At 71.8% G+C, this 20,914-nt stretch carries 23 protein-coding genes; 15 read left to right on the top strand and 8 right to left on the bottom strand.

What is annotated here, in order from left to right; translation table 11 throughout:
* From ACYVIP_RS40130 to ACYVIP_RS40120, 3 genes are all read right to left on the bottom strand, one after another.
* Positions 1 to 1,322: NAD(P)/FAD-dependent oxidoreductase (locus ACYVIP_RS40130; RefSeq protein WP_460406314.1), on the bottom strand; the 1,322-nt coding region annotated here is incomplete at its 3' end.
* On the bottom strand, positions 1,322 to 3,070 hold the full coding sequence (locus ACYVIP_RS40125) for a hydroxysqualene dehydroxylase (RefSeq protein ID WP_460406312.1): 1,749 nt from the start codon (positions 3,068 to 3,070) through the stop codon (positions 1,322 to 1,324). The genes ACYVIP_RS40125 and ACYVIP_RS40130, both read right to left, overlap by 1 nt.
* Complete coding sequence (locus tag ACYVIP_RS40120; RefSeq protein WP_460406310.1) at positions 3,067 to 4,125, bottom strand: hypothetical protein; 1,059 nt, start codon at positions 4,123 to 4,125, stop codon at positions 3,067 to 3,069. The genes ACYVIP_RS40125 and ACYVIP_RS40120 overlap by 4 nt, the downstream gene beginning before the upstream one ends.
* A gap of 78 nt (positions 4,126 to 4,203) precedes the next feature.
* Between ACYVIP_RS40120 and ACYVIP_RS40115 the strand changes: the two genes are divergently transcribed.
* Positions 4,204 to 4,818, top strand: a complete 615-nt coding sequence (locus ACYVIP_RS40115) for a TetR/AcrR family transcriptional regulator (RefSeq protein WP_460406308.1) — start codon at positions 4,204 to 4,206, stop codon at positions 4,816 to 4,818.
* Here ACYVIP_RS40115 and ACYVIP_RS40110 read toward each other — a convergent pair.
* Positions 4,809 to 6,017, bottom strand: coding sequence for an FAD-dependent monooxygenase (locus ACYVIP_RS40110; protein WP_460406306.1), 1,209 nt, complete (start codon positions 6,015 to 6,017; stop codon positions 4,809 to 4,811). The genes ACYVIP_RS40115 and ACYVIP_RS40110 overlap by 10 nt on opposite strands.
* Positions 6,018 to 6,094: 77 nt before the next feature.
* On the opposite strand from ACYVIP_RS40110, the gene ACYVIP_RS40105 reads away from it, so the two are divergent.
* Both ACYVIP_RS40105 and ACYVIP_RS40100 read left to right on the top strand, forming a co-directional pair.
* Positions 6,095 to 6,649, top strand: a complete 555-nt coding sequence (locus ACYVIP_RS40105; RefSeq protein WP_460406304.1) for a TetR/AcrR family transcriptional regulator — start codon at positions 6,095 to 6,097, stop codon at positions 6,647 to 6,649.
* 39 nt (positions 6,650 to 6,688) lie between these two features.
* Entirely contained in the window at positions 6,689 to 7,033 is a 345-nt protein-coding gene (locus ACYVIP_RS40100) for a TraR/DksA family transcriptional regulator (RefSeq protein ID WP_460406302.1), read from the top strand.
* Positions 7,034 to 7,041: 8 nt separating this feature from the next.
* On the opposite strand, the gene ACYVIP_RS40095 is transcribed toward ACYVIP_RS40100, so the two are convergent.
* Positions 7,042 to 7,536: a hypothetical protein gene (locus ACYVIP_RS40095; protein ID WP_460406300.1), complete on the bottom strand. Its 495-nt coding sequence runs from the start codon at positions 7,534 to 7,536 to the stop codon at positions 7,042 to 7,044.
* A 168-nt stretch (positions 7,537 to 7,704) separates the two neighbouring features.
* On the opposite strand from ACYVIP_RS40095, the gene ACYVIP_RS40090 reads away from it, so the two are divergent.
* From ACYVIP_RS40090 to ACYVIP_RS40035, 12 genes are all read left to right on the top strand, one after another.
* Complete coding sequence (locus ACYVIP_RS40090; protein ID WP_460406298.1) at positions 7,705 to 9,369, top strand: purple acid phosphatase family protein; 1,665 nt, start codon at positions 7,705 to 7,707, stop codon at positions 9,367 to 9,369.
* A 68-nt stretch (positions 9,370 to 9,437) separates the two neighbouring features.
* A complete protein-coding gene (locus ACYVIP_RS40085) occupies positions 9,438 to 10,037 on the top strand; it encodes a hypothetical protein (RefSeq protein WP_460406296.1) in 600 nt (199 codons plus the stop codon).
* Complete coding sequence (locus ACYVIP_RS40080; RefSeq protein WP_460406294.1) at positions 10,034 to 10,837, top strand: nickel/cobalt transporter; 804 nt, start codon at positions 10,034 to 10,036, stop codon at positions 10,835 to 10,837. The genes ACYVIP_RS40085 and ACYVIP_RS40080 overlap by 4 nt, the downstream gene beginning before the upstream one ends.
* 108 nt (positions 10,838 to 10,945) lie before the next feature.
* Positions 10,946 to 11,296 (top strand): hypothetical protein, encoded by a 351-nt coding sequence (locus ACYVIP_RS40075; protein WP_460406292.1) that lies wholly within the window; start codon positions 10,946 to 10,948, stop codon positions 11,294 to 11,296.
* Positions 11,277 to 12,776, top strand: coding sequence for a sensor histidine kinase (locus ACYVIP_RS40070; protein WP_460406290.1), 1,500 nt, complete (start codon positions 11,277 to 11,279; stop codon positions 12,774 to 12,776). Before ACYVIP_RS40075 ends, ACYVIP_RS40070 begins: the two co-directional genes overlap by 20 nt.
* Positions 12,773 to 13,432: a response regulator transcription factor gene (locus ACYVIP_RS40065; protein ID WP_460406288.1), complete on the top strand. Its 660-nt coding sequence runs from the start codon at positions 12,773 to 12,775 to the stop codon at positions 13,430 to 13,432. The genes ACYVIP_RS40070 and ACYVIP_RS40065 overlap by 4 nt, the downstream gene beginning before the upstream one ends.
* 73 nt (positions 13,433 to 13,505) lie before the next feature.
* Positions 13,506 to 14,723 (top strand): phosphotransferase family protein, encoded by a 1,218-nt coding sequence (locus tag ACYVIP_RS40060; RefSeq protein ID WP_460406286.1) that lies wholly within the window; start codon positions 13,506 to 13,508, stop codon positions 14,721 to 14,723.
* Positions 14,720 to 15,190, top strand: a complete 471-nt coding sequence (locus ACYVIP_RS40055; RefSeq protein WP_460406284.1) for a hypothetical protein — start codon at positions 14,720 to 14,722, stop codon at positions 15,188 to 15,190. Before ACYVIP_RS40060 ends, ACYVIP_RS40055 begins: the two co-directional genes overlap by 4 nt.
* An 80-nt stretch (positions 15,191 to 15,270) precedes the next feature.
* Complete coding sequence (locus ACYVIP_RS40050; protein ID WP_460406282.1) at positions 15,271 to 15,996, top strand: GNAT family N-acetyltransferase; 726 nt, start codon at positions 15,271 to 15,273, stop codon at positions 15,994 to 15,996.
* Positions 15,993 to 16,544, top strand: a complete 552-nt coding sequence (locus ACYVIP_RS40045) for a hypothetical protein (protein WP_460406280.1) — start codon at positions 15,993 to 15,995, stop codon at positions 16,542 to 16,544. The genes ACYVIP_RS40050 and ACYVIP_RS40045 overlap by 4 nt, the downstream gene beginning before the upstream one ends.
* Entirely contained in the window at positions 16,541 to 16,774 is a 234-nt protein-coding gene (locus ACYVIP_RS40040) for an anti-sigma factor family protein (protein ID WP_460406278.1), read from the top strand. Before ACYVIP_RS40045 ends, ACYVIP_RS40040 begins: the two co-directional genes overlap by 4 nt.
* Entirely contained in the window at positions 16,771 to 17,397 is a 627-nt protein-coding gene (locus tag ACYVIP_RS40035; protein ID WP_460406276.1) for a hypothetical protein, read from the top strand. Before ACYVIP_RS40040 ends, ACYVIP_RS40035 begins: the two co-directional genes overlap by 4 nt.
* Here the strand turns inward: ACYVIP_RS40035 and ACYVIP_RS40030 are convergent.
* The 3 genes from ACYVIP_RS40030 to ACYVIP_RS40020 are packed head-to-tail and all read right to left on the bottom strand — an operon-like array spanning position 17,385 to position 20,887.
* On the bottom strand, positions 17,385 to 19,826 hold the full coding sequence (locus ACYVIP_RS40030; protein WP_460406274.1) for a hypothetical protein: 2,442 nt from the start codon (positions 19,824 to 19,826) through the stop codon (positions 17,385 to 17,387). The genes ACYVIP_RS40035 and ACYVIP_RS40030 overlap by 13 nt on opposite strands.
* Positions 19,823 to 20,149, bottom strand: coding sequence for a hypothetical protein (locus tag ACYVIP_RS40025; protein ID WP_460406272.1), 327 nt, complete (start codon positions 20,147 to 20,149; stop codon positions 19,823 to 19,825). Before ACYVIP_RS40025 ends, ACYVIP_RS40030 begins: the two co-directional genes overlap by 4 nt.
* Positions 20,150 to 20,200: 51 nt before the next feature.
* Positions 20,201 to 20,887, bottom strand: coding sequence for a hypothetical protein (locus tag ACYVIP_RS40020; protein WP_460406270.1), 687 nt, complete (start codon positions 20,885 to 20,887; stop codon positions 20,201 to 20,203).
* Positions 20,888 to 20,914: the final 27 nt, after the last annotated feature.

Here is a 20,914-nt window from a genome sequence, read left to right as displayed (position 1 = left end):
GGCGGCAGCGGCCGCCGGCGGGTGTGCCGGCGGTCGAGTGCGTCGGTCAGCGCGGTGCGCAGGTCACCGGCCAGCGCGCGGAGCACCGCGCGCCTGCCGGTGGACGCCCTGGCCAGCGCGGCGGCCGCCAGGGTGGTGAACCGCAGCGGGGTGGCCACCTCACCGGGGCGGCGGGCGCGGGAGTACACGTCGAGCAGCCGGGTGGTCAGCGGCGCCCGGTCCCGCGCCGCGCGGTACAGCTCGGTCTCCAGCGGGGTCATCGCCTCGCCCCTGGCCAGGCCGTTGGTCCACTGGTAGACCTCGAGACACTCGGCCTGCCGGCGGCGCTCCCAGGCCAACAGCGTCGCGTCCAGCTCCTCGGTGTGCAGCACCGGCGCGGCCGCCTCGCCGAGCAGGCGGCCGTAGCGCAGCGCGTCCCGGATGCCCTGCGCGGTCACCGGATCCTTGAAATGACCGGCGTCGCCCGGCAGCGCCCAGCCCTGACCGGACGACCGCCGGAAGTAGGACTCGATCCCGGTGGCCGACCGGATGCCGCCGACCAGCTCGCCGCCGCGCAACCGGTCGGCCAGCCCGGGAATCGCCCTGATCGTGCGCAGGTACTCCGCCAGCGGGTCCGCTCGGAAGTCCCCGGCGCGCTCCTGCGGAGGTTGCAGCAGGCACAGCACAAGCCCGTCGTCGCAGGGGAACGCGGTGCCGAGCTCGGCGTCCACCCGCCACTGCACCGCGATCTCCCGCCAGTCGGGCCGGGGATCGGTCCAGTAGCCGAAGAAACAGGCCCGACCGCTGGGCACCCGCCGATAGGGCCGGTGGACGCCGACGAGCCGGGCCACCGTGCTGCGCCTGCCGTCCGCGCCGACCACCAGCGGCGCGCACAGCTGTCCCTCGACGCCGTCCCGGTCGGTGAACCGGACCCCGGCGACCCGCCCGGCGCGCACCACCAGGCCGGTGACCCGGCAGCCCTCCCGCACCTGCGCGCCCGCCGCTCGCGCGGTGGCCACCAACGCGGCGTCCAGCCCGCCGCGGCGCACGCAGATCCCGTACCCGATACCGTCCACAGTGGAGTACCGGCCGCGCACGGTGATGCCATCGCCGACGGTCATGCCGACCGGCAGCCGGGGCGCGCCGAGCGCCTCGACCCGCTCGAGCGCCCCGATGGCGCGCAGTTCGGCGACCCCGCCGGGAAACAGCAGGTGCGTGGACAGCGTGTCCGACGGGAACCGTGCCCGGTCCAACACCACGACGCGCCTCCCGGCGCGGGCCAGCGCGATCGCCGCCGCCGACCCGGCCGGGCGCGCGCCGACCACCAGCGCGTCGGCGTCCATCAACCGGGCAGATCGAAGAGGTTGGGCAACCCGACCGCGTACCGCGTCGCGTCGACCCGTTTGAGCGGCTCGAGTTCCGGCGGTTGGTGCAGGGTCTGGATCGGCACCCGGTCGCCGGTGGCGCCGGCCGCGTCCAGCAGCGCGTTCACCGCCTGCCGGCCGGACTCGTTGGCGCTCTCCATGGTGGCCAGGTTGATGTCGGTGCGCACGTAGTCACCAGCCAGGAAGAGGTTGCCGATCGACGTGCCGGAGTCGGGCCGGAACCGGTAGCTGCCAACGGTGTTGATGAACAGCGGGGTGTCGTTGGTCAACCCGGAGCCGGTCTCCCGGATGGCCGGGTCGAGGAACGACGAGTGCCGGATGCCGTCGGGCAGGATGGTCCGCCCGGTGTCGTGCAGGGCGTCGGTGACCTGTGCCCAGCACTCCGCGAGCACCTCCTCGATGGTGCACTCCCGCGCGGTCTTCCCGTACAGGATTCCCGGAGTGTCCCAGTCGGACACATCCAGCGACAGGATGTCCCGCGCGGCGCCGTCGCCGTACTGGGCCGGGATTTCCCGGTCCCACAGGAGACTGTCCAGTACCGAGGTGATCTCCCACGGGGTGTCCAGGAACAGCTGGGTGCCCGCCGCGATCGGCGGGGTCTCCCGCAGGTAGAACTGCACCCCGTTCATCCAGTCGGTCCGCAGCTGGCTCATCCCGGCCAGTTCCGGTGCCGCGCGCAGGATCTCCGGCGACCACAGCTCCCGTGCCCGCTCCATCGGGACCGCGCTGATGAACCAGTCCGCGGTCACCTGTGCCGGCGTGCCGGCGGCGTCGGTGACCGTGGCCGAGGTGATCCGGCCGCCGGACAGCGTGAGCGACCGCACCGTCTGGCCGAGCTCGAACCGCACCCCGAGCGAGGTCAGGTGGCGCGCCCACGGGTCGATCCAGGTCTCGCTGGTGGGGCCGTTGAGCATCCTGGCGGGGGACTGGCCGTTGGTGCCCCGGCCGAGGAACGCCAGGATGAACGCCTCGCCCATGGAGCCGACCGTGCGGGTGTTGGCCACCCGCTCCTTGAGCGCGATGAGGCCGCGGGTCATGAACCGCACCAACGCGACCTGGTACTCCCGCGACCGTCCCTCGGCCCGCATGAAGTCCCAGAAGGACACGTTCTCCCACTGGCCCTCGCGGCGCGCCGGGCTGCTGGTCATGAACACCAGCAGCCGGTCGGCGAACAGCAGGATCTCCGACAGCGGCAGCGCGGCGAGCTGTTGTGCCAGGCCGATGATGGACTCCCGCAACGAGTCCGGGTTCAGCGGTTGGCTGATCGGGTTGGCCGGGATGGCCAGCTCGATGTCCGATCGCCCGCCGCTGCGGGAGATCAGCGCGCCGTTGAGCGAGACCAGGTTGTCCACCACCGAGTTCCCGTTGCCCGGCAACGGAATCCTGGACATACTGTCCGGCACGTTGTGGTAGAAGCCGGGGAAGAACCGGAAGCCGTGCTCGCCGGGCAGGTCGGCCCGGCCCATGGTGCCGGTGCCGGGCACCGGGATGCTCCGCGCCTTGCCGCCAAGCGCGGTGCTCTCGTACACCGTGACCTCGAAGCCGCGCTCGATCAGCTCGTGGGCCGCGGTCAGCCCGGACATGCCGCCGCCGAGCACGGCCACCCGCCTGCCGTCGGCCGCGGCGTGCGCCGGGACGCCGCCCAGCGCCGCGGCGACCCCGGCCATGGTCGCGCCGCGCAGCACCGTGCGCCGGTCGAGGCTCATCGGCCGTCCTCGAGTCGCGGGGGCAGCGTGCGGATGTGCTCGATGAGCCCGATCGAGCCGGGCACGGTCTTGCCGATCGACTCGGGCAGCGCCAGCAGGCCGACGTCCAGGATGAACGGGTCGGTCACGGTGAACGTGTGGTCCAGTCCGGGATAGGGCTCCGGTTCCCAGCCGGTCGGGGTGCCCTTCTTGCCCTCCTCGCAGGAGGCGTTCTCCGTCTCCGGATAGGAGAAGGTCCCGTAGACCCGCCAGTTCGACAGCCGCAGCGTCGCCATGCAGCCGATCACCTCGGTGGGCGTGGCGTGCGCGATCACGCCCTGCCAGACGCCGTTGCCCTTGACCACGCCGCCGAGCAGGGTGGCGCTGCCGTCCGGCTCGTGCGACACGCCCCATTCCCAGCCGGAGTAGCGCTGGTCGAGAACGTTGAAGTTGCCCCAGTTGTGGTCGTGGTAGCCGCGCCAGCCGGCGAGGTCGGTGGTCTGCCCGTCCGGGGTGCGCAGGTAGCCGGTGGGGTGGCTGGTGGCCACCGGCGCGGTCCAGTACATGTCCTGGCCGCCGTCGTACCTGATGGGTCCGCCGGTCAGCCCGGTGACCGGCCGGTCGAGCCAGGCGTCGATCCGGAAACCGTTGGCGTTGAACAGGAAGTGGTAGCCGCGGTTCGGGTCGTAGACGATGCTGCCCGCGCTGTTGCGCACGTCCGGGGTGACCGTGCTCGCGATGGTGGGGGTCGCCGCGACCGGCAGCACCAGCTTCTGGCCGTCCTCCGGGTAGTAGAACATCGCGGTGATCGGCAGGGGATCGGTGAAGAACAGCGCGATGAAGGTCCGCTCGGTGCGCGGATCCATCAGGTGCACGTACCACCACTCGGTCGCCGAGCCGGGATGGGCGACGTCGTCGGATGGCAGTGCGAGGTGACCGGGGACCTGGGTCAGGTCCGAGCCGGTGATGTCGGTGTGTGGCGGGTCGAAGTCCTGCGCGCCGGCGGGCGCGGGGACGAACAAGGTCAGGGTGGCGGCCGCGATCATTGTCACCACAACGTTGTGACGCAATCTCATTCGAGCCTCCTCAGGGTTCATAGACAGGGTGTCGACACCCTGTCCACAAGTCAATAGCGCACCTGTAGCATTCGGCTCATGTCCTCGGTGACCAGAACCGCGCGCAACCGGCCCAGGCGCGCGGAGATCGTGCGCAGGCTGGTCGAGGCCGTGGAGAACGAACTGGTCGCGGGCACGCCGTTCACCGAGATCTCGGTGCTGCGGATCGCCGAGCAGGCCCAGATCGCCCGGTCGACGTTCTACCTGCACTTCCCGGACAAGAGCCGGCTGCTGATCGCGGTAGCCGACGAGGCCGTGCAGGGGTTGTTCGACGTGGCCGCCGAGTGGTGGGGTGCCGACCACGCCGAAGGGCCGGCGGCCGTGGAACGGGCGATGCGCGAGATGTTGGCCCAGTACCGGGCCCATCCTCGGGTGCTGCGCGCGCTGGCCGAGGTCTCCTACTACGACGAGGAGGTCGCGGCCTACTGGCTGGGCAAGGTGGCGGCCTTCGTCGAGGTCGAGCAGCGGCGGCTCGAGGACGAGCAACGGGCGGGCCGGGTGAGCGCGGACCTCGACCCGGCCAACACCGCGCGCCTGTTGGCGAGCATGGTGGAGCGCACCATCTCCGTGCACTGCGGCGTCGCCGGCCAGGACCAGGACCCGGCCATGGCCAGGACCCTGGCCAGATCCATCTGGCTGACCGTCTACGGCTGAGCCGGCGTGTAGTCCTCGACGGTCATGGAGTCGAACAGGCGGGCGCTCCTGGTGATGAGGCGCAACAGCGCGCGGCTGGCCGACCCTGGCAGGGCGGAGATCAGCCGGAGGCTGTGCGCCAGTCCCTGTACGCCGAGGCGCGAGGTGGGGATCAGGGTCTTCGCGGCGCGCAGCGCCAACGCGCGGCTGTCCCGAACGTAGGGCGCCAGCACCCGCTCGTAGGCGGGGAAGGCGCGCTCGTGGTCGCCGTCCGCGCGCGCCAGCTCGCCGGCCAGGACGTACGCGCCGACGACCCCCAGGGTGGTGCTGCCGCCCACGGCCGCGCCGGGGCAGTAGCCGGCGTCACCGACGAGGGCCACCCGGCCGTGGGACCAGGTGTCCAGGCGCAGCTGGGTGATCGAGTCGAAGTAGAACGCCGGGGTGCGGTCCAGCTCGGCCAGCCAGTGATCCACTTCCGGATGAAAGCCGGCGAACGCCTCGCGCAGCAACTCCTGTTGCCGGCGGACATCGCGGTGGTGGTAGTCGAGTTCGTGCTCGCTGCGGAACAGGAACAACGCCCGTGCCTCGTCGAGGTGCCGCACGCCGTAGCTGCCGGCGGTGCGCCCGACCCCGACGTGCAGTTGGAGCTCGTCGCTCTGGTCGGCGGGTTTGGGCACCGTCAGCACCGCGAGGTAGGCCCCGACGAAGGTGCTGAAGCGGGACTCGTCGCCGAAGACCAGGCGGCGCACGTTCGAGTGCAGCCCGTCCGCGCCGACGACGAGGTCGAACCGGCGTGGTGGCGCGTGCTCGAACCGGACCTCGCCCTCGGGGGAGATCGCGGTGATCGAGTCGCCGAAGAGGTACTCGACGTCGGCGCGCGCGGCGTCGTGGTAGATCTCGCTCAGGTCGTCGCGCATGATCTCGACGTGCTGGTCGGACGTGGCGTCGTAGACCTTGGACAGGTCCACCCGGACGGGACGCCGCGCACCCTCCCGGTGGAGGGCCATCCGGTGCACCCCGGTGACCCGCTCCGCGACGCGGGGGAGCACGCCCATCTTCTCCGAGATGACCATCGCCGGCCGGAACAGGTCGACCGCGTGGCCGCCGGTCACGCGCAGCGCGGGCGCGCGCTCGACGACGGTGACGGTGAAGCCGTACCTGGTGAGCCAGTACGCCAGCACCGGGCCGGTGACGCTGGCGCCGGAGATGAGGATTCGCACGAGCGGATCTCCTTACTTATCGATAGGTAAGCGTAGCATGGTTACTTACCGATCGATCAGTAAGTTAGGTTGATGGCATGGCCCGTCCCTCTGGCACCAAGCAGCAGATCCAGAACGTCGCCCGTGAGCTGTTCGTCTCGCAGGGTGTGCAGCGAACCAGCCTGCAGGAGATCGCCGACCGGATCGGCATCACCAAGCCCGCGCTCTACTACCACTTCTCCTCGCGCGAGGAGCTGGTCCGCAGCATCGTGCAGCCGATCATCGACGAGGAGGAGGAGTTCCTGCGGGTGCAGGAGGCGCGCGCGCGGGCCGAGGTCGAGCCCCGCGCCCTGCTGGAGGGCTACTTCGACTTCCACTACCGCCATCGCCACGAGATCGTGCTCCTGCTCAGCGAGGCGAACCTGCTCACCGACCTCGGCCTGATCGAGCTCGTGCTGAACTGGCGCAGGCGGCTGGGGGCGCTGGTGCACGGTCCCGAACCCACGCTGGCGCAGGCTGTCCGGGCGGTGATCGCCTTCGGCGGCATCCAGGACTGCACGATCCAGTTCCCCGACACCCCACCGGAGGAGCTTCGCCGGGTGGCCGTCGACGGCGCCTGCGCCGCCCTCGGCATCGAGCCCCCGGCGCGGTGACGGTCCGCGTTCGCCTGCGGGCCGGTGTTCAATGGAGGGATGTCCGACCAGGCCAGCAGGCTGGCCAGCCGCCGCCGGGAGACGCTCGAGCTGGTCGAGGCGCTCGGTAGGCGGCTGGCGGGCATCATCGAGTCCGCCGTGCACACGACCAACGACGACGAGCACGACCCCGAGGGCGTCACCGTCGCGTTCGAGCGTGCCCAGGTGGCCGGCCTGTTGGCGCAGACCCGTGCCGAGCTGGCCGCGCTCGACGCGGCCGACCAACGCCTCGAGGCCGGCACCTACGGCACCTGCGCGCGTTGTGGTCAGCCGATCGCGGCGGAGCGCCTGGACGCGCTGCCCGCGGTCACCACCTGTATCCGCTGCGCCGATCGCCGATCATGACCCGGCGGTCAGGCCTTGGGCAGCACCGAGTCGGTCAGCTGTCCGGTCGGGTCGTACACCACGCACATCACGTCCCGGTCGCCGTCGGCCCAGGTCTCCATGGTCGGCAGGATCGGATAGTAGTCCAAAGTGGACTTCTCGGTGGGCCAGTAGGTGCGGAAACCCTTGCCGCAGCGGGTCCACGCGTCCTCGGCCACCCGGTCGTGGTCGAACGGGCCGTCCGGCAGGTGGACGAAACCGTAGGACTGGTTGTCGGCCTGCTGGGTGCACACCGTGTACAGCACCACGCGTGCGGCGGCGGCCGGATGGTAGGCCGGATCGGTGAAGCACTCGCCCGCCTCGATGTCCAGGATCCCTGGCGTATCGGCGGTGATGAAGTTCTCGTCCTTGTGGCTGACGGCGTGCGTGCTGGCCGCCTGCGCCGGGGTGAGGGTGACGGCGCACAACCCGAGCACCACCCCGAGCAGGATCCAGCGCGACGACGGGTCTCTCGGTGCCGGCACGGCGGAAGCGTACCTGCCGGTTGACCTGCGGCGACGCCCGTGCGGGAACAGGTTTCGTTGTTCACCATGCCGAAAGTCGTTGGTTGGCCGACGTTCCACTTCCGATGAGCTAATGCTCATCGTCGCCGGGCGCTCGCCCGGTTGTTCGAGTCCACAGGAGACCCTTACGTGAGTGACGTCAACAGACGTGGGTCGGTCAGCCTCCGCAACGTCGGGGTGGCTGCCCTGTCCGCCACGCTGGTGTTCGGTGGCTTCTCGGCCGCACCGCTGGCCTTCGGCGCCGGCACCTCCGCGCCGGTCAAGGTCCCGGCCGCCGAGGTCCACCGGTCGACCGCGATGCCCGACCGCCTCATCCTCATCCCAACCAGCACTCCGGCCACGTCGCAGAAGGTGACGTGGCGTGCGCAGGCGACCGCCGAGTTCGCCAAGGCACAGATTCTGGTGGCCCCCAGGGCACTTGGCCAGGTGGAGCCGGCCCCCGGCGCGGTGACCACCGTGCCGGCCTCGGCCACCCAGTCGGTCAACACCTCCCTCGGGTACGCCTCCACCTACCACACCGTCGAGTTCGCCGACCTGGCGCCGGGCACGCGGTACACCTACCGCGTCGGCGACGGGGTCAACTGGAGCGAGTGGACGGACTTCACCACCGCGGCCGCCGACGCCCAACCGTTCTCCTTCATCTACTTCGGCGACGCGCAGAACTACATCGACTCCGCGGTGCCCAGGGTGTTCCGCCAGGCGTTCGCCGACCGGCCGGCGGCCAAGGTCGTGGTGAACGCCGGTGACCTCATCAACTCCGCCAACAGCGAGGAGGAGTGGGGGCAGTGGTACGCCGCCGACGGGTACATCAACAGTCAGATCAACAACATCTCGGTGCCCGGCAACCACGAGTACTCCGGTGGCCTGTCGACGTTCTGGCGTCCGCAGTTCCCCTACCCGGACAACGGTCCTGGCAACCCCGAGCTGAAGAACACCGCCTACTCGGTGGACTACCAGGGGGTGCGGTTCATCGGCCTGGACTCCAACGTGCAGAGCGACGAGCAGCTGATGGCCGCGCAGACCGCGTGGCTCGAGGGACTGCTCAAGGACAACCCGAACAAGTGGACGGTCGTCACCTTCCACCACCCGGTGTACTCGACCACCGGCACCCGCAACAACCCCAACGTGCGTAACCAGTGGGGGCCGCTGCTGGAGAAGTACGGCGTCGACCTCGCGCTGCAGGGCCACGACCACAGCTACGGCCGGGGCGACAAGGCGGCCAACCGGAAGTCGGTGACCGTCCACAATGGAGTCACCTACGCGGTCTCGGTGTCCGGCGGGAAGATGTACGCGCTCAACGACGGCGAGAACTGGACCGACAACGGTGCCGAGCTGCGCAGCCGCAGCGAGAACACCCAGCTGTACCAGATGATCGACGTCACCGGGGACACGATCCGGTTCGAGTCGCGGTATGCCAACGGCCAGCACCACGACGGTTTCCTGGTCCGCAAGAACGCCAGGGGCGAGCGCACGGTGAACGACATCCGCACGCCGGAGAACACCGTCGGCGAGCAGGTCACCCTGGACCGGACCAGCGTCGGGCACCGGGGCACGGTGCTGGTGTCGGCCTACGGCTACGACCCTGGCGAGCGCGTCGCCCGCTACCTGCGCACGGCCGACCGGCACGGCGGCGGCAAGGACCGGCTGATCGACCACGTCCTGGCCGACGAGCTCGGCCGGGTCGTGGCACCGGTGCGGATCCCCGCGTGGGCCAAGCGCGGTGCACCGTACCGGTTCTATCTGCACAGTGAACACCAGAAGATCACCAGCCCCGTCATCACCGTGACGAGGTAGTTCGCCTTCCTGGTCGGGGCGGCCGGGGTCACCGGCCGCCCCGAACCACACCCGCCGCTGGAGCTTTCGTGCGTGTTCTCGTGCTGGCCGGGGTTTTCCTCCTGGCGTTCGCCGCCCCCGCCGCGGCCCATCCGTTCGGCCCGCCGTCGACCGCGCGGGTCGCCGTCGACGGCTCGACGGTCAGCCTGTCCTGGCTGGCCGCCGAGGACGACTGGGTCGCGTTGGGACAGTCGCTCGGCGCCTTCGACGACTCGACCACGGTGACCGGGGAGGAGAAGCTCCGCCGGTCGCCCGCGGTCCGGGACTACCTGCTGGCGCGGGTCACCATCAGCCAGGGCGGCCGGCCGTGCCGGGGGGAGTTGGCGCCACTGGCGGATCTGTTGAGCCAGGGCGCGCGCTACACGTTCACCTGCCCGGCCTCGGTGTCCGAACTGGACGTTCAGCTGGCCACGCTCACCGACCTGAACTCCGCCTACCGCACGGTGTTGACCACCGATCCGCCAGCCACGCCGGCACGCGCGCTGTTCACCGGCGCGCAGGACACGTTGCGGCTGCGGTTCGCCGGCGACGGGGGACTGCCCGGCTCGGTGGTCGGACTCGCCGCCGGGCTGGCCGTGGTGGTCGCCGCGGGCGCGGTGTTCCTGGTACGCCGGCGGCGGCGCGGATGAGCGGCTTCGACGAACGGCTGGTCGCCCTCTTCGACGGCGGCGCGGTGTTCTGGCTCGCACTCGTGGTCGCGTTCGGGGTCGGCGCCATGCACGCGGTCGCGCCGGGGCACGGGAAGACGGTCACCGCGGCGTATCTGGTCGGCACGCGTGGGCAGTACCGCGACGCCGCCCGGCTCGGGGTGATCGTCGCGGTGATGCACACGTTCTCGGTGCTGGTGCTCGCGCTGGTGTGGGTCGGCGTGTCCGGGGTGGCGACGCTCGGCACGGAGACCATCACCGCGTGGCTGCAGGTGGTGGCCGGCGCGGTGGTGATCGCCGTCGGGGTGCACCTGTGCTGGCGGCACACCCGAGGCCGGACCATGGCGCGGGCCAACGCCGGTCACGGGCATGGCCACGGCCACGGGCATGGGCACGGCCACGGGCACGGTCATGGGCACGGGGACCGGGAGCCGGTGGACCCGTGGTCGCGGCGTGGGCTGGTCGCGCTGGCGTTGTCCGGCGGGCTGCTGCCGTCGCCGTCGGCGTTCATCGTGCTGGTGAGCGGGTTGCTGACCGGTCGCGCGGTGAACGCGGTGGTGCTGGTGCTCGCGTTCGGTGTCGGCATGGCGGCGACCCTGACCGGCGTCGGCATCCTCACGATCAAGAGCGTCACCGCCATCAGCACCGCCATCGGCACCCGCGCCAGGACCTGGTCGATCGCCGCCACGGTGGCCGCCTGGACCCCGGTCGTGGCCGGCGTGGCCGTGGTCATCGGCGGCTGTGTGTACCTGACCGTCGCGGTCTCCGTACTGACCAGCTGACCCCGCTCGTTTGCGCAGGTCGGGCCGGACGGCGACGATCTGTGAGATGAAGGTTTTCTCATCCGTGGTTCATGTCCGGCTGCCCGGCGGACCTGAACACTGGCGGCCATGCGGTTGACCACCCGGATGGCGGTACTGGCCGTGGCGCTGGCCCTGCCGCTGGTCGCCGCGCTCGCCAGCTACCTGCTGCTGGCCGACCCGCCGGCCCCCCGGGTGCCCGCCACCGTCGAGATCGGCGAGAACAACCCCAGCCCGCCGGCCACGGTCCCATCCACGACGACCCCATCCACGACGACCCCATCCACGACGACCCCGCCACCGCCGCCATCGTCGACCCCACCGCCACCGCCACAGACCCAGGTCGTACCGCCACCGCCCCCGGTCAGCGATGACGACGGAGGTGACGATGACGACGACGAGGTTGACGACGACGGAGACGATGACGGAGACGACGACTGAGCCGGTGGATCCGCCGCGGCCGCCACCCACCCGGCGCCGCCGGTTCCGCGGCCTCCCAGCACGAGTGCTGATCATGTGCTGGCTGCTGGTGCTGATGGCCGTGGTCCTCGCGTCGGTCTGCCTGGTCACCAGGAACCTGCTGCGCCAGGAGATGCACTCCGACATGAACGCCGCGCTGGAACAGGAGGCCAGGGAGTACCGGGACCTGGCGGCCGGCGGGGTCGACGAGAACCAGCGCCCGTTCCCGTCGGTGGCCGCCCTGCTCGGCTACCACCTCCGGCTCCAGGTCGCCGACGACGACGAGGTGATCGCCGGCTGGGTCGGCGAGCCCGACCCCCAGTACCTCTACCAGCACCGCGAGGAGGTCCCGCTGCGGCTGCGCGAGCACCCGGACCTGCTCGACACGATCGTCCGGTCGCCATCGGCGACCGGTGTGCTGACCACCCCGGCCGGGGACATGCACTGGGTCAAGGTCACCACCACCGGCCAGCAGCCGGCCGCCGGCAGCGGCGTGTACGTCGTCGGCTACCTCATCGACCGCGACCTCGCCGAGGTCGACCTGATGGTCCGCACGCTGGCACTGGTGTCGCTGGTCGGGCTGGTGCTCGCCGGGGTGGCCGCGTGGATCGTGGCCGGGCAGATCCTCGCGCCGATCCGGCTGGTCCGCCAGGGCGCCGAGGAGATCACCGAACACGACCTGACCCGTCGGATCCCGGCGGGTCAGGTCGTCGGCAACGACGACATCGCCGCCCTCGCCGAACAGTTCAACGCGATGCTCGACCGGCTGGAACAGGCCTTCGCCACCCAACGTGAGTTCCTCGACGACGCCAGCCACGAACTGCGTACGCCGATCACGATCGTGCGCGGACATCTGGAGCTGCTGTCCCCGGACGACGACCCGGCCGAGCGGGCCGAGGCGATCCGGCTGTGCCTGGACGAGCTGGACCGGATGAGCCGGATCGTGGGCGACCTGCTGCTGCTGGCCAAGGCGGAGCGGCCCGACTTCGTCCGGCCGGAACCGGTCGAACTGGCCGAGCTGACCAGCGACGTCGACGCCAAGGTGCGGGCGCTGGACGACCGGGACTGGCGGCTGTCCGACATCGGCACCGGCATCGTGCATGTCGACCCGCAGCGGGTGACCCAGGCGATGGTGCAGCTCGCGCAGAACGCGGTGCAGCACACCAACCGCGGGGACCGGATCACCCTCGGTTCGTCCCGGTGGAACAACACGGTGTCCCTGTGGGTGACCGACACCGGCCCCGGCGTGCCGGCCGAGGACCTCGCGGTCATCTTCGACCGGTTCTCCCGGGGCCACGGCGGCCGGGCGCATCGCGGCGGCGCCGGGCTCGGCCTCGCCATCGTGCGCGCGATCGCCGACGCCCACCACGGCACGGTCCGCGTGCTGTCCAACCCGGGGTCCGGCGCCACCTTCGGCATCGAACTGCCGGTCGACGCGGGGGAGCGAGGTGTCGGGCCGTGAACCGGATCCTGATCGTCGAGGACGAGGAGCGGATCGCGTCGTTCGTCCGCAAGGGACTGTCGGCCAACGGCTTCACCACGACCGTCGTCGCGGACGGCCGCGGTGCCATCGATTTCGCCCTGACGGGTGACTTCGACCTGATGGTGTTGGACATCGGCCTGCCGGACATGGACGGCTTCGCCGTGCTCCGCACCCTGCGGGAGGCGCGGGTGACCACCCCGGTGATCATCCTGACCGCCAGGGACTCGGTCCGGGACACCGTCGCCGGCCTGGAGGGTGGCGCGGACGACTACGTGACCAAGCCGTTCCGGTTCGAGGAGCTGCTCGCCCGGATCCGGCTGCGGCTGCGCGCCGACAACGCCCCGGAGGCGACCGTGGTGAGCGCCGGCGGGGTGTCGTTGGACCTGCGCACCCGCCGCGCGCGGGTCGAGGACCGGACCGTCGACCTGACCGCCCGCGAGTTCACCCTGCTCGAGCTGTTCCTGCGCCACCCCGGCCAGGTGCTGTCCCGGGAGCAGATCCTGTCGCACGTGTGGGGCTACGACTTCGACCCCGGCTCGAACATCGTGGACGTCTACGTCCGGGCACTGCGCCGCAAGCTCGGCCAGGAGCACATCTCCACCGTGCGTGGCATGGGCTACGCCGTCGGGCGCTGACCCATGACGCTGATGAAGGTGCCTTCATCAGGGACTCAGGTCGCGGTCATCTGCCGCCAGCAGTCTTGGTGTCGTGCGAGCGAACCTGAGCGAACCGACCGAGACCGGCCTGGCCACGCTGACCGGGCCCGACGCGGCCGACCTGCTGGCCGCCGTGCTGTCGCCGGTGGGCGGGCGGGTCGAGCACTGGCGGATCGGCCAGGTCGACCACCAGCCGGGCGGGCGGACCACCGTCGGCTACCAGGTGCGGGTCGCGTGGCCGGACGGCACGCTGACCGAGGAGTCCCTCGGCGCGGCCACCGGCTCGCTGCCGGCCGGCGCGCCTCGGCTGACTGACGGGGAAACCGAAGTCGCCATGTGGCGCTTCCCGTTCGACCCCGACCTGCCGGCGCTGCCCGCCGCGTGCGACCCCGACCGGATGGGCCGGCTCGCCACCCGCCTCGGCCTCGACGGCACGGCCGTGACCATGACGGTCCGGACCTACCGGCCACGGCGCCGCGCGGTGGTCGAGGTCGCCACCCCGACCGGCCGGGTCTTCGTGAAGGTGCTGCGCCCGGCGAAGGTCCGCGCGGTGCACGAGGCCCACCGGCTCGCCGCCGACGCCGGCTACCCGGCGCCGCGTTCGCTCGGGTGGACCGACGACGGTCTGCTCGTGCTCGCCGAGCTGCCCGGCCGGACGCTGCGCGACGTGCTGCTCACCGGTGACCCCGTGGACACCGCCGGGGTGGTCGACGGGGTGGTGACCGCGCTCGACACGCTGCCCACCGCGCTCGCGACCGGCCGCCGGCGACCCACCTGGGGCCAGAAGGCCGCCCACTACGCCGAGATCGTCGCCGACACGCTGCCCGAACTCGCGGGCAGGGCAATGGCCATCGCCACGGCCGTCGACCACGCGGCCCCCGAGGGCCCGGCCGTCCCGGTGCACGGCGACTTCTACGAGACCCAGCTGATGGTCGCCGCCGGCCGGGTCACCGGGGTGCTCGACATCGACACCGCCGGCCGGGGCGAGCGCCTCGACGACGCCGCCTGCCTGCTCGCCCACCTGGCCGTGCTCGCGCAGCTCCACCCCGGGCACGCCGGTGCGATCGACCGCCTGCGGGTGGCGCTGCACCGGCGGCTCACCCGCGACCTCGACCCGGCGGCGCTGGCGCGCCGCGGCGCCGCGGTCGTGCTGTCCCTGGCCACCGGCCCCTACCGGGTGCGGGAGCCGGGCTGGCGGCAGGCCACCACCCAACGCGTCGAGCTGGCAGAACGCCTGCTCGTCACCACAGGAGAAGGAGATATCGGATGAACATCAAGCGGACCTGGATCGTGGCCGGCGCGGCGGTCGCCATCGCCGGCTTCGCCGGCACCGGCATCGCACTGGCCAGTGACGACGTCGAGCTGCGCGACCAGAAACCGGCGCCGGTGGTCGAGCTGCGCGGCGACGACGCGCCCCGGCAGGCGGCCGTGGACAGCGCCGCGTCGGCCAACAGTGCGTCAGCCAACAGCGCGTCAGCCAACAGCGCCGCGTCGGCCAACGCCGCGTCGGCCAACTCGGCGGACTCCCCGGCAGCGCCGGTCAACCAACCGCCGGCCGCCCCGGCCAAGGTCGCGCCGGCCAAGGCCCCGGCGCCCGCCCCGGTCGCCGCCTCCGCGGACAGCCCGGCCCCCGCGAAGGTCTACATCCCGGCCCCGGCGGCGTCCGCGGACAGCGGTGCCAGTGGTGCCAGTGGTGCCAGCGCCGGTAGCGCGGACAGCGCCGGCAGCGCCGACTGAGACCCGGCTGTGGCCGGGAACGCCAGCCGGTGTTCCCGGCCACAGCCGGATTCCCGTGCGCAGGCGTCATAATGTCCCCCATGGACGTGACGCCGGCACCAGGCGCGGTGATCGTGGACCTGGCCGACCTCGGCGACCAGGCCTTCGACCAGCTCTACGACGACGTCCTCGCCCCGTCGTTCCCCGAGACCGAACTGCTCGGCCGCGACGTCCTGCGCGCCCAGTACCTCGGTGACCCCTCGGACTTCTTCGGCAGTGCCGTGCTCACCGCCGGCCGGGCGGTCGCCGTCGCTCTGTGCGAACACCACCGGGCCAGCGGGATCTCGCTGCTCAACTATCTCGCGGTCGATCCAGGGATCCGCCAGGGCGGGCACGGCGGCCGGTTGCTGCGGCACACGCTGTCCCGGTGGGAGACCACCGACTCGGTCGCGTTCCTCGCCGAGGTGGAGGACCCCCGATGCCACCCAAGCAACGACCACGGCGACCCGACGGCGCGCGTCCGCTTCTACGAACGGCACGGCGCCGCCCTGCTCCCGCTGCCCTACTTCCAACCGTCGCTGGGACCGGGGCTCGCCAGGGTGCCGAACCTGCTGCTGATCAGCCTCCGCACCAGGGAGGCCGGCCTGCCCAGCGCCGGGCTGACCCGGTTCCTCGACGACAACATCGCCGCCTGCGAAGGAGAACAGGCCCGCGACCACGATCCCGCCTACCGCGCGCTGCGCGACACGGTCACCGCGTGGCCGGCGCACGCCCCGCTGTGGCCGCTGTCGCGGTTGACCGAACTGCCAGTACAACCGTCGGCATGACCGACCGCGACCTGTGTGCCCGCCTGCGATCCGGGGACCGGGCCGCAGGCGCCGAACTGCTGGCCCGGCACCACCCGATCAGCGCCTTCGCCCTCGCCGCGCTCGCGGCCGAGCAGGCGACCACGATCCTCACCACCGTGTGGCACGAGGTACTCGGCGAGGTCACCGCCGGCACCCTGCCGGCAGGCGTGCGGGCCGAGGTCCTCGGCCGGTTGATCGCCGCACTCGCCGACCAGAACCTGATGGACACCGCGCCGCCACCGCCGCCGCGCGACCGGTTCCTGCCGGCGACCGACCGCTGGGCCGGCTGGTGGCGCGACGACCCGGCCGCGCTGGAATCCGACCAGCTCACCCGCCCGTCGATGCTGGCCGCCCTGCGCCAGGTGCCGATCGAGGCCAGGGCGGTGCTCGTGCTGCGCGACGCCGCCGGCCTCGACGCCCGCGCGGTCGAGGCCATCCTGCGGGCGAACGCCACCCAGCAGGACGCGGTGCTCGACGACGCCCGCCGGCGATGGGTCGACGTCCTGACCGAGCGGGCCGGCCGGTGAACCCCGCGACCGTCAGCTGCGAGATCATCGTCGGCCTGATCGGCCGCTGGCACGACGGCGCCCTGCCCCCGGCCGATGGCGACGCGTACGAACAGCATCTGCTGTGCTGCCCGCCGTGCCTGACCCTCGCGGAGAACTACCGCCGCGCGCTCGGCGCGCTGCCGACCGTGGCGAACACCTCGGCGGTGCCGGCGGACCTGCGCGCGCTGTTCGACGGGCGGCCGGGGTGAGGTACTGGAAGTTCCTGCGCGCGGGCGCGCGCGGCCAGTTCACCGGCTACCGGTGGACCCCGGGCGTGTGGGCGCACAGCGAACGGACCCGGCCGTGCGGCGCGGGGTTCCACGCCTGCCGGACCGGCGACCTGCCGTACTGGCTCGGCGAGGAGCTGTGGCTGATCGACCTCGACGGCCCGATCACCGAACTGGACCGCAAGGTGGTGGCGCCAACGGCGATGCTCGTCGAGCGGGTGACCGCCTGGGACGCGGCCGCCGGCCGGGAGTTCGCGCTCGACTGCGTGCGCCGGGTCGCGGAGTACGCGGCCGCCGAACTCGCCGACCACGGCCTGACCGGCGACGCCGAGGACCTGCGGGCGGCCACCGACCCGGCTGGCTGGGCGGCCGCCGCGGCGGCCGCGGCGGACCGGACCGACCTGGCGTCGGCGGTGCTGTTGTGCGGCTACGTGCAGGACGCGGTGGAGACCTTCGACGGCTACCCGGCGCCCGCCAGCGCCTACCTGGCGGCCAGGGTCGCCGACGAGTGCGCGCGCGAACCGGCGGCCGACGGCTACGCCGACGAGCGGAGCCGGCAGGCGCGGTGGCTGGTGGACCGGCTTGAGCTGACTCAGTCCGGCTGACCGGTCCCGCGCAGCTCGTCGAGCCCGGCCACCACGTCCAGGCAGTCCTCCCAGTGCAGTCGCCAGCGCGCCATGAAGTCCGAGCCCTCACTGCGCAGGTCGGCCGGGGACGGCCCGGCCACGAACAGCGCCGCGCGCACCTCGTTGACCTCGGTGGGCAGCGTCGCCGGGACAGCAGGACACGCCTCGGGACAGCCGTCGCGGACACCGGCGAGGAACTCGGCCACCCGCGCCTGCGCGGTCAGCTCGCCGACGCGCCGGGCGACCCTGCTGGTCTGTTCCCGGTAGAACTCGCTGGTGTACTCGTCCGGGCCGCCCTGCCAGGCGCCGTGCAGCCAGTAGGCCTGCCGGACCGCGCGGCCGTAGCAGACGCCCGCCTTCCCGAGCTCACCCTGCCGCCACCACAGGTCGCCGCGCAGCCGGTGCAGGTCGCCCTGCAGTTCGTGGTCCCAGTCCTCGTCGTCGCTCGCCCTGGCGTGCTCGCGCCGCGCGCTGTGGGCCAGCAGCCGCTCGGCGGCGGTGTGGTCGCCGGCCTCGAAGGCCATCTCCGCCTGCTCGCTGAGCATCCAGGCCACGTTCCAGTCGTCGCCGAGCCGCTCGAACGTGGCCGTCGCCGACTGGTAGTAGCGCGTCGCCCGGTCGTCTCCCCGGCTCCGGAACCGGATCGAGTGCGCCAGGTACACGGCGAGCAACGCGTCGGCGAAGGCGGCGTCGCGCTGTTCGTCCTCGGTGAGCCGCACCCCCTTGGCCAGGCTGCGCACGGTGAGGTCGCGCAACAACAGCAGCTGGCCGCGCACCTGGTCCCACGGCGCGTCGGCCGGTTTGGGGCTGCCCATCGGGTAGGTGGTGAGCAGGGTCGCCAGCGCGTCCAGGAACGCCCGGTCCCGGCTCAGCTCGGCCTCGACCAGCGCCACGTTCTCACTGGCGTTCGCCCAGATCGTCGCCGTCCGGTTCCAGTCCTCGAGCAGGCCGCGGTTGAACTCGAACGGCACGTAGCTGCCCCACCACCAGAACGCCTTGAGGAAGACCAGCAGGAACCGGGTACGGGTGATCGCCCGGCGTTCCACCAGCATGCCGGAGTGGTGTAGCCAGCGGCGTTTGTGGTGCTGCCACAGGGGATCCTCGAAGGCGTACCAGGATTCGTATGATCCTTCGCGCAGGTCGCTGTCGAGGTCGCCGAGCGAGGCGTAGTAGTGGTCGGCGGCCAGTTGGTGCAGCTCCCGCCACCTGGTCCGGTTGCGGGCCGGGGTGCGCGCCTCGATCGCGAGCCGGAGGAACTCGTGCAGCCGGTAGCTGTTGTGCGACCGGCCGGACGCCTCGCCGACCTGCCGGATCATCCGCAGCCGCGCCAGGTCGGCGATGACGTCGGCCGCCACGACACCCGACCCGATCAGGGTGCCGAGCAGCCCCTCGGTGAACGTGTCGGCCACCGCCGCCGCCTCGACCGCCTCCCGGTGCCGCGGTTGCCGGGCCGCGCCGAGGATCGCGTCGACGAGCTCGGCCCACAGCTGGTGGGACTGGGCGGGCAGCCGGTCGAGGGTCCGGCGCAGGGTGAGCGCGTCGAGCGCCGGTCCGCCCAGCTCGAGCACGAGCTCGGCGACCAGGCCGACGCCACCGGGGTGGCCGTCGGTGAACCGCAGCACGATGTCGGTGATCTCGTCGCTCACCGGGACGCCGGAACACCGGCGCCGCAGGAAGTCCGCGGTCTCCTCGCGGGTGAAGTGGGTGAGCGGGAGCTGGTGGAACTCGGCGTCCTGCAGCCAGGTGTGCACCGTGGGGGTGCGGGCGATGACCACCAGCGTTCGTGGCAGGTGGCGGACCAGGTCACGCAGCAGCCACCAGCCGATCTGGTCGTCGGCGACCAGTTCGAAGGCGTCGATGGTGACCAGGACCGGCTCGCGTCGCTTGCGGATGACGGCTTCCCAGGCCGACACGAAGGCGTCGTTGATCCGCTGTTGGCGCTCCCGCAACGCGTCCCGGTTGGCGGACTCGGCGTTGATCTCCACCCGCGCGTCGAGGTTGCCGACCTTGGCGGAGTCGCCGAAGGTGATCGCGTTGTACCCCTGCTGCCGTTCGCCCTCCAGCCCGTCGAGGCGGGCGACCAGCCGGAAATCGGCGAACTCCCGCCGCCCGTCGTCGAAGTACCGGTGCAGAATCTGTTTGGACCGGGACAGCGTTTCGAGCAACATGGCCGAACTCGCGGTCAACCCGAACTCGCCGGAATAGCCCTCGCCGATCCCGTGGTCGCGCATATCCAGCCGGATCACCCTGGCCTGACCGTCGGCCATGGCCGCGAGCCGGTCGAGGAACATCGTCTTGCCGATGCCGTTGAGCCCGGCGACGTCGATGACGTGGCCGTGGAGATCGGGGGCGTACAGGTGGTCCAGGCACGTGCGGAGTTCCCGCGCGCGGCCGATGAACTCGGTCATCCGCCCGAGGACACGTCGAGGTCGGTGATGGTGGCGTCATCGCCAGCGGTGAACCGGTTCCGCCGCCCCTTGACCCGGACCCGGCCGGCGCGAAGCCGGTGACCGAAGCTCAGGTCGTTGGTGCGCGGGGATTCCGGTGCGTCGCGCATCAACAGAAAGGTCGTCGCGGCGGTCAGGATGGTGAGGGCCGCGACCACGATCCAGGCCGCCAGGTTGTGTTTCCACTCGGTGGCCAGATTGACGACGACCGCCAGCGCGGAGGCGAGTAACGCCGAGGCGAACGCGTAGCCGGCGGATCGCCGAAGTTTCCTGGTTCTGGACAACTAAACCTTCAACCGTGACGGAGCAGCGTCGCGACAACGGTACACGAGAACTCACTCGCAGGTGGCTCGCCAACAACGCAGATCCCATTGGGGGACCGACGTTCGGCCATTGGTTGGGAATACCCGCCGGCCGTGTGCGAAGGTCACTTTCCGACCGGAATGCAGCCAGATCCAGATGTCCATCCGCCGGTCCGGCTGATCCCAGACGTGGTACCAGCGCGAGCCGCCGACGGCACCATCGGTGTTCTCGGTGTTGTTCTCGCCGGCGGTCAGCAGCGGGACCTGCAGATACCACTGGACCGCCGACGGCAGGTGCCCGAGCAGCGCGCTCACCTCGGGCGGCATCGAGTCCAGCGTCGCCGGGTCGTGCTCGGCCAGGCGACGCGCCGAGGTGTCGGCGCCGGGAGTGCGGAACCGCTGCTGGGTCAACGATCCCGGGACCCACCGCCGCAGTTCGACGCGGTGGCGGGCCTGACCGTCCACGCTGACCGGCGTGGCCACGCACATCGCGCGGTCGCCGAAGGCCAGTACCGAGGTGCGGTTCGGGTCGTCGTGATCGCGCCACCACATCTGCCTGGTGCCGAGCACCCCGGCCAACCGCTCCCGCAACGCCGGCCGCAGCCCGTCCCAGTCCTGCTTGGCGGCCGGGTCCTCGGCCGGCAACACTCCAGGCGCATGCAGCACGCCCCGCTCGTCCAAGCCGGACTCGTCCACCCGAACCGGGCCCTGTTCACTCACCTGCCTGCTCCCGTGCGTTTCGCCCAG

This window comes from Actinophytocola sediminis, assembly GCF_054779715.1.
This window is presented reverse-complemented; position numbering and strand designations above follow the sequence as displayed.

Bases quoted from the DNA above. Each gene is read 5' to 3' on its own strand.
- ACYVIP_RS40115 (WP_460406308.1), top strand. From the start codon at position 4,204: ATGTCCTCGGTGACCAGAACCGCGCGCAACCGGCCCAGGCGCGCGGAG.
- ACYVIP_RS40100 (WP_460406302.1), top strand. From the start codon at position 6,689: ATGTCCGACCAGGCCAGCAGGCTGGCCAGCCGCCGCCGGGAGACGCTC.
- ACYVIP_RS40030 (WP_460406274.1), bottom strand. From the start codon at position 19,826: ATGACCGAGTTCATCGGCCGCGCGCGGGAACTCCGCACGTGCCTGGAC.
- ACYVIP_RS40055 (WP_460406284.1), top strand. From the start codon at position 14,720: ATGAACATCAAGCGGACCTGGATCGTGGCCGGCGCGGCGGTCGCCATC.
- ACYVIP_RS40070 (WP_460406290.1), top strand. From the start codon at position 11,277: ATGACGGAGACGACGACTGAGCCGGTGGATCCGCCGCGGCCGCCACCC.
- ACYVIP_RS40075 (WP_460406292.1), top strand. From the start codon at position 10,946: ATGCGGTTGACCACCCGGATGGCGGTACTGGCCGTGGCGCTGGCCCTG.
- ACYVIP_RS40105 (WP_460406304.1), top strand. From the start codon at position 6,095: ATGGCCCGTCCCTCTGGCACCAAGCAGCAGATCCAGAACGTCGCCCGT.
- ACYVIP_RS40120 (WP_460406310.1), bottom strand. From the start codon at position 4,125: ATGAGATTGCGTCACAACGTTGTGGTGACAATGATCGCGGCCGCCACC.
- ACYVIP_RS40080 (WP_460406294.1), top strand. From the start codon at position 10,034: ATGAGCGGCTTCGACGAACGGCTGGTCGCCCTCTTCGACGGCGGCGCG.
- ACYVIP_RS40045 (WP_460406280.1), top strand. From the start codon at position 15,993: ATGACCGACCGCGACCTGTGTGCCCGCCTGCGATCCGGGGACCGGGCC.
- ACYVIP_RS40125 (WP_460406312.1), bottom strand. From the start codon at position 3,070: ATGAGCCTCGACCGGCGCACGGTGCTGCGCGGCGCGACCATGGCCGGG.
- ACYVIP_RS40050 (WP_460406282.1), top strand. From the start codon at position 15,271: ATGGACGTGACGCCGGCACCAGGCGCGGTGATCGTGGACCTGGCCGAC.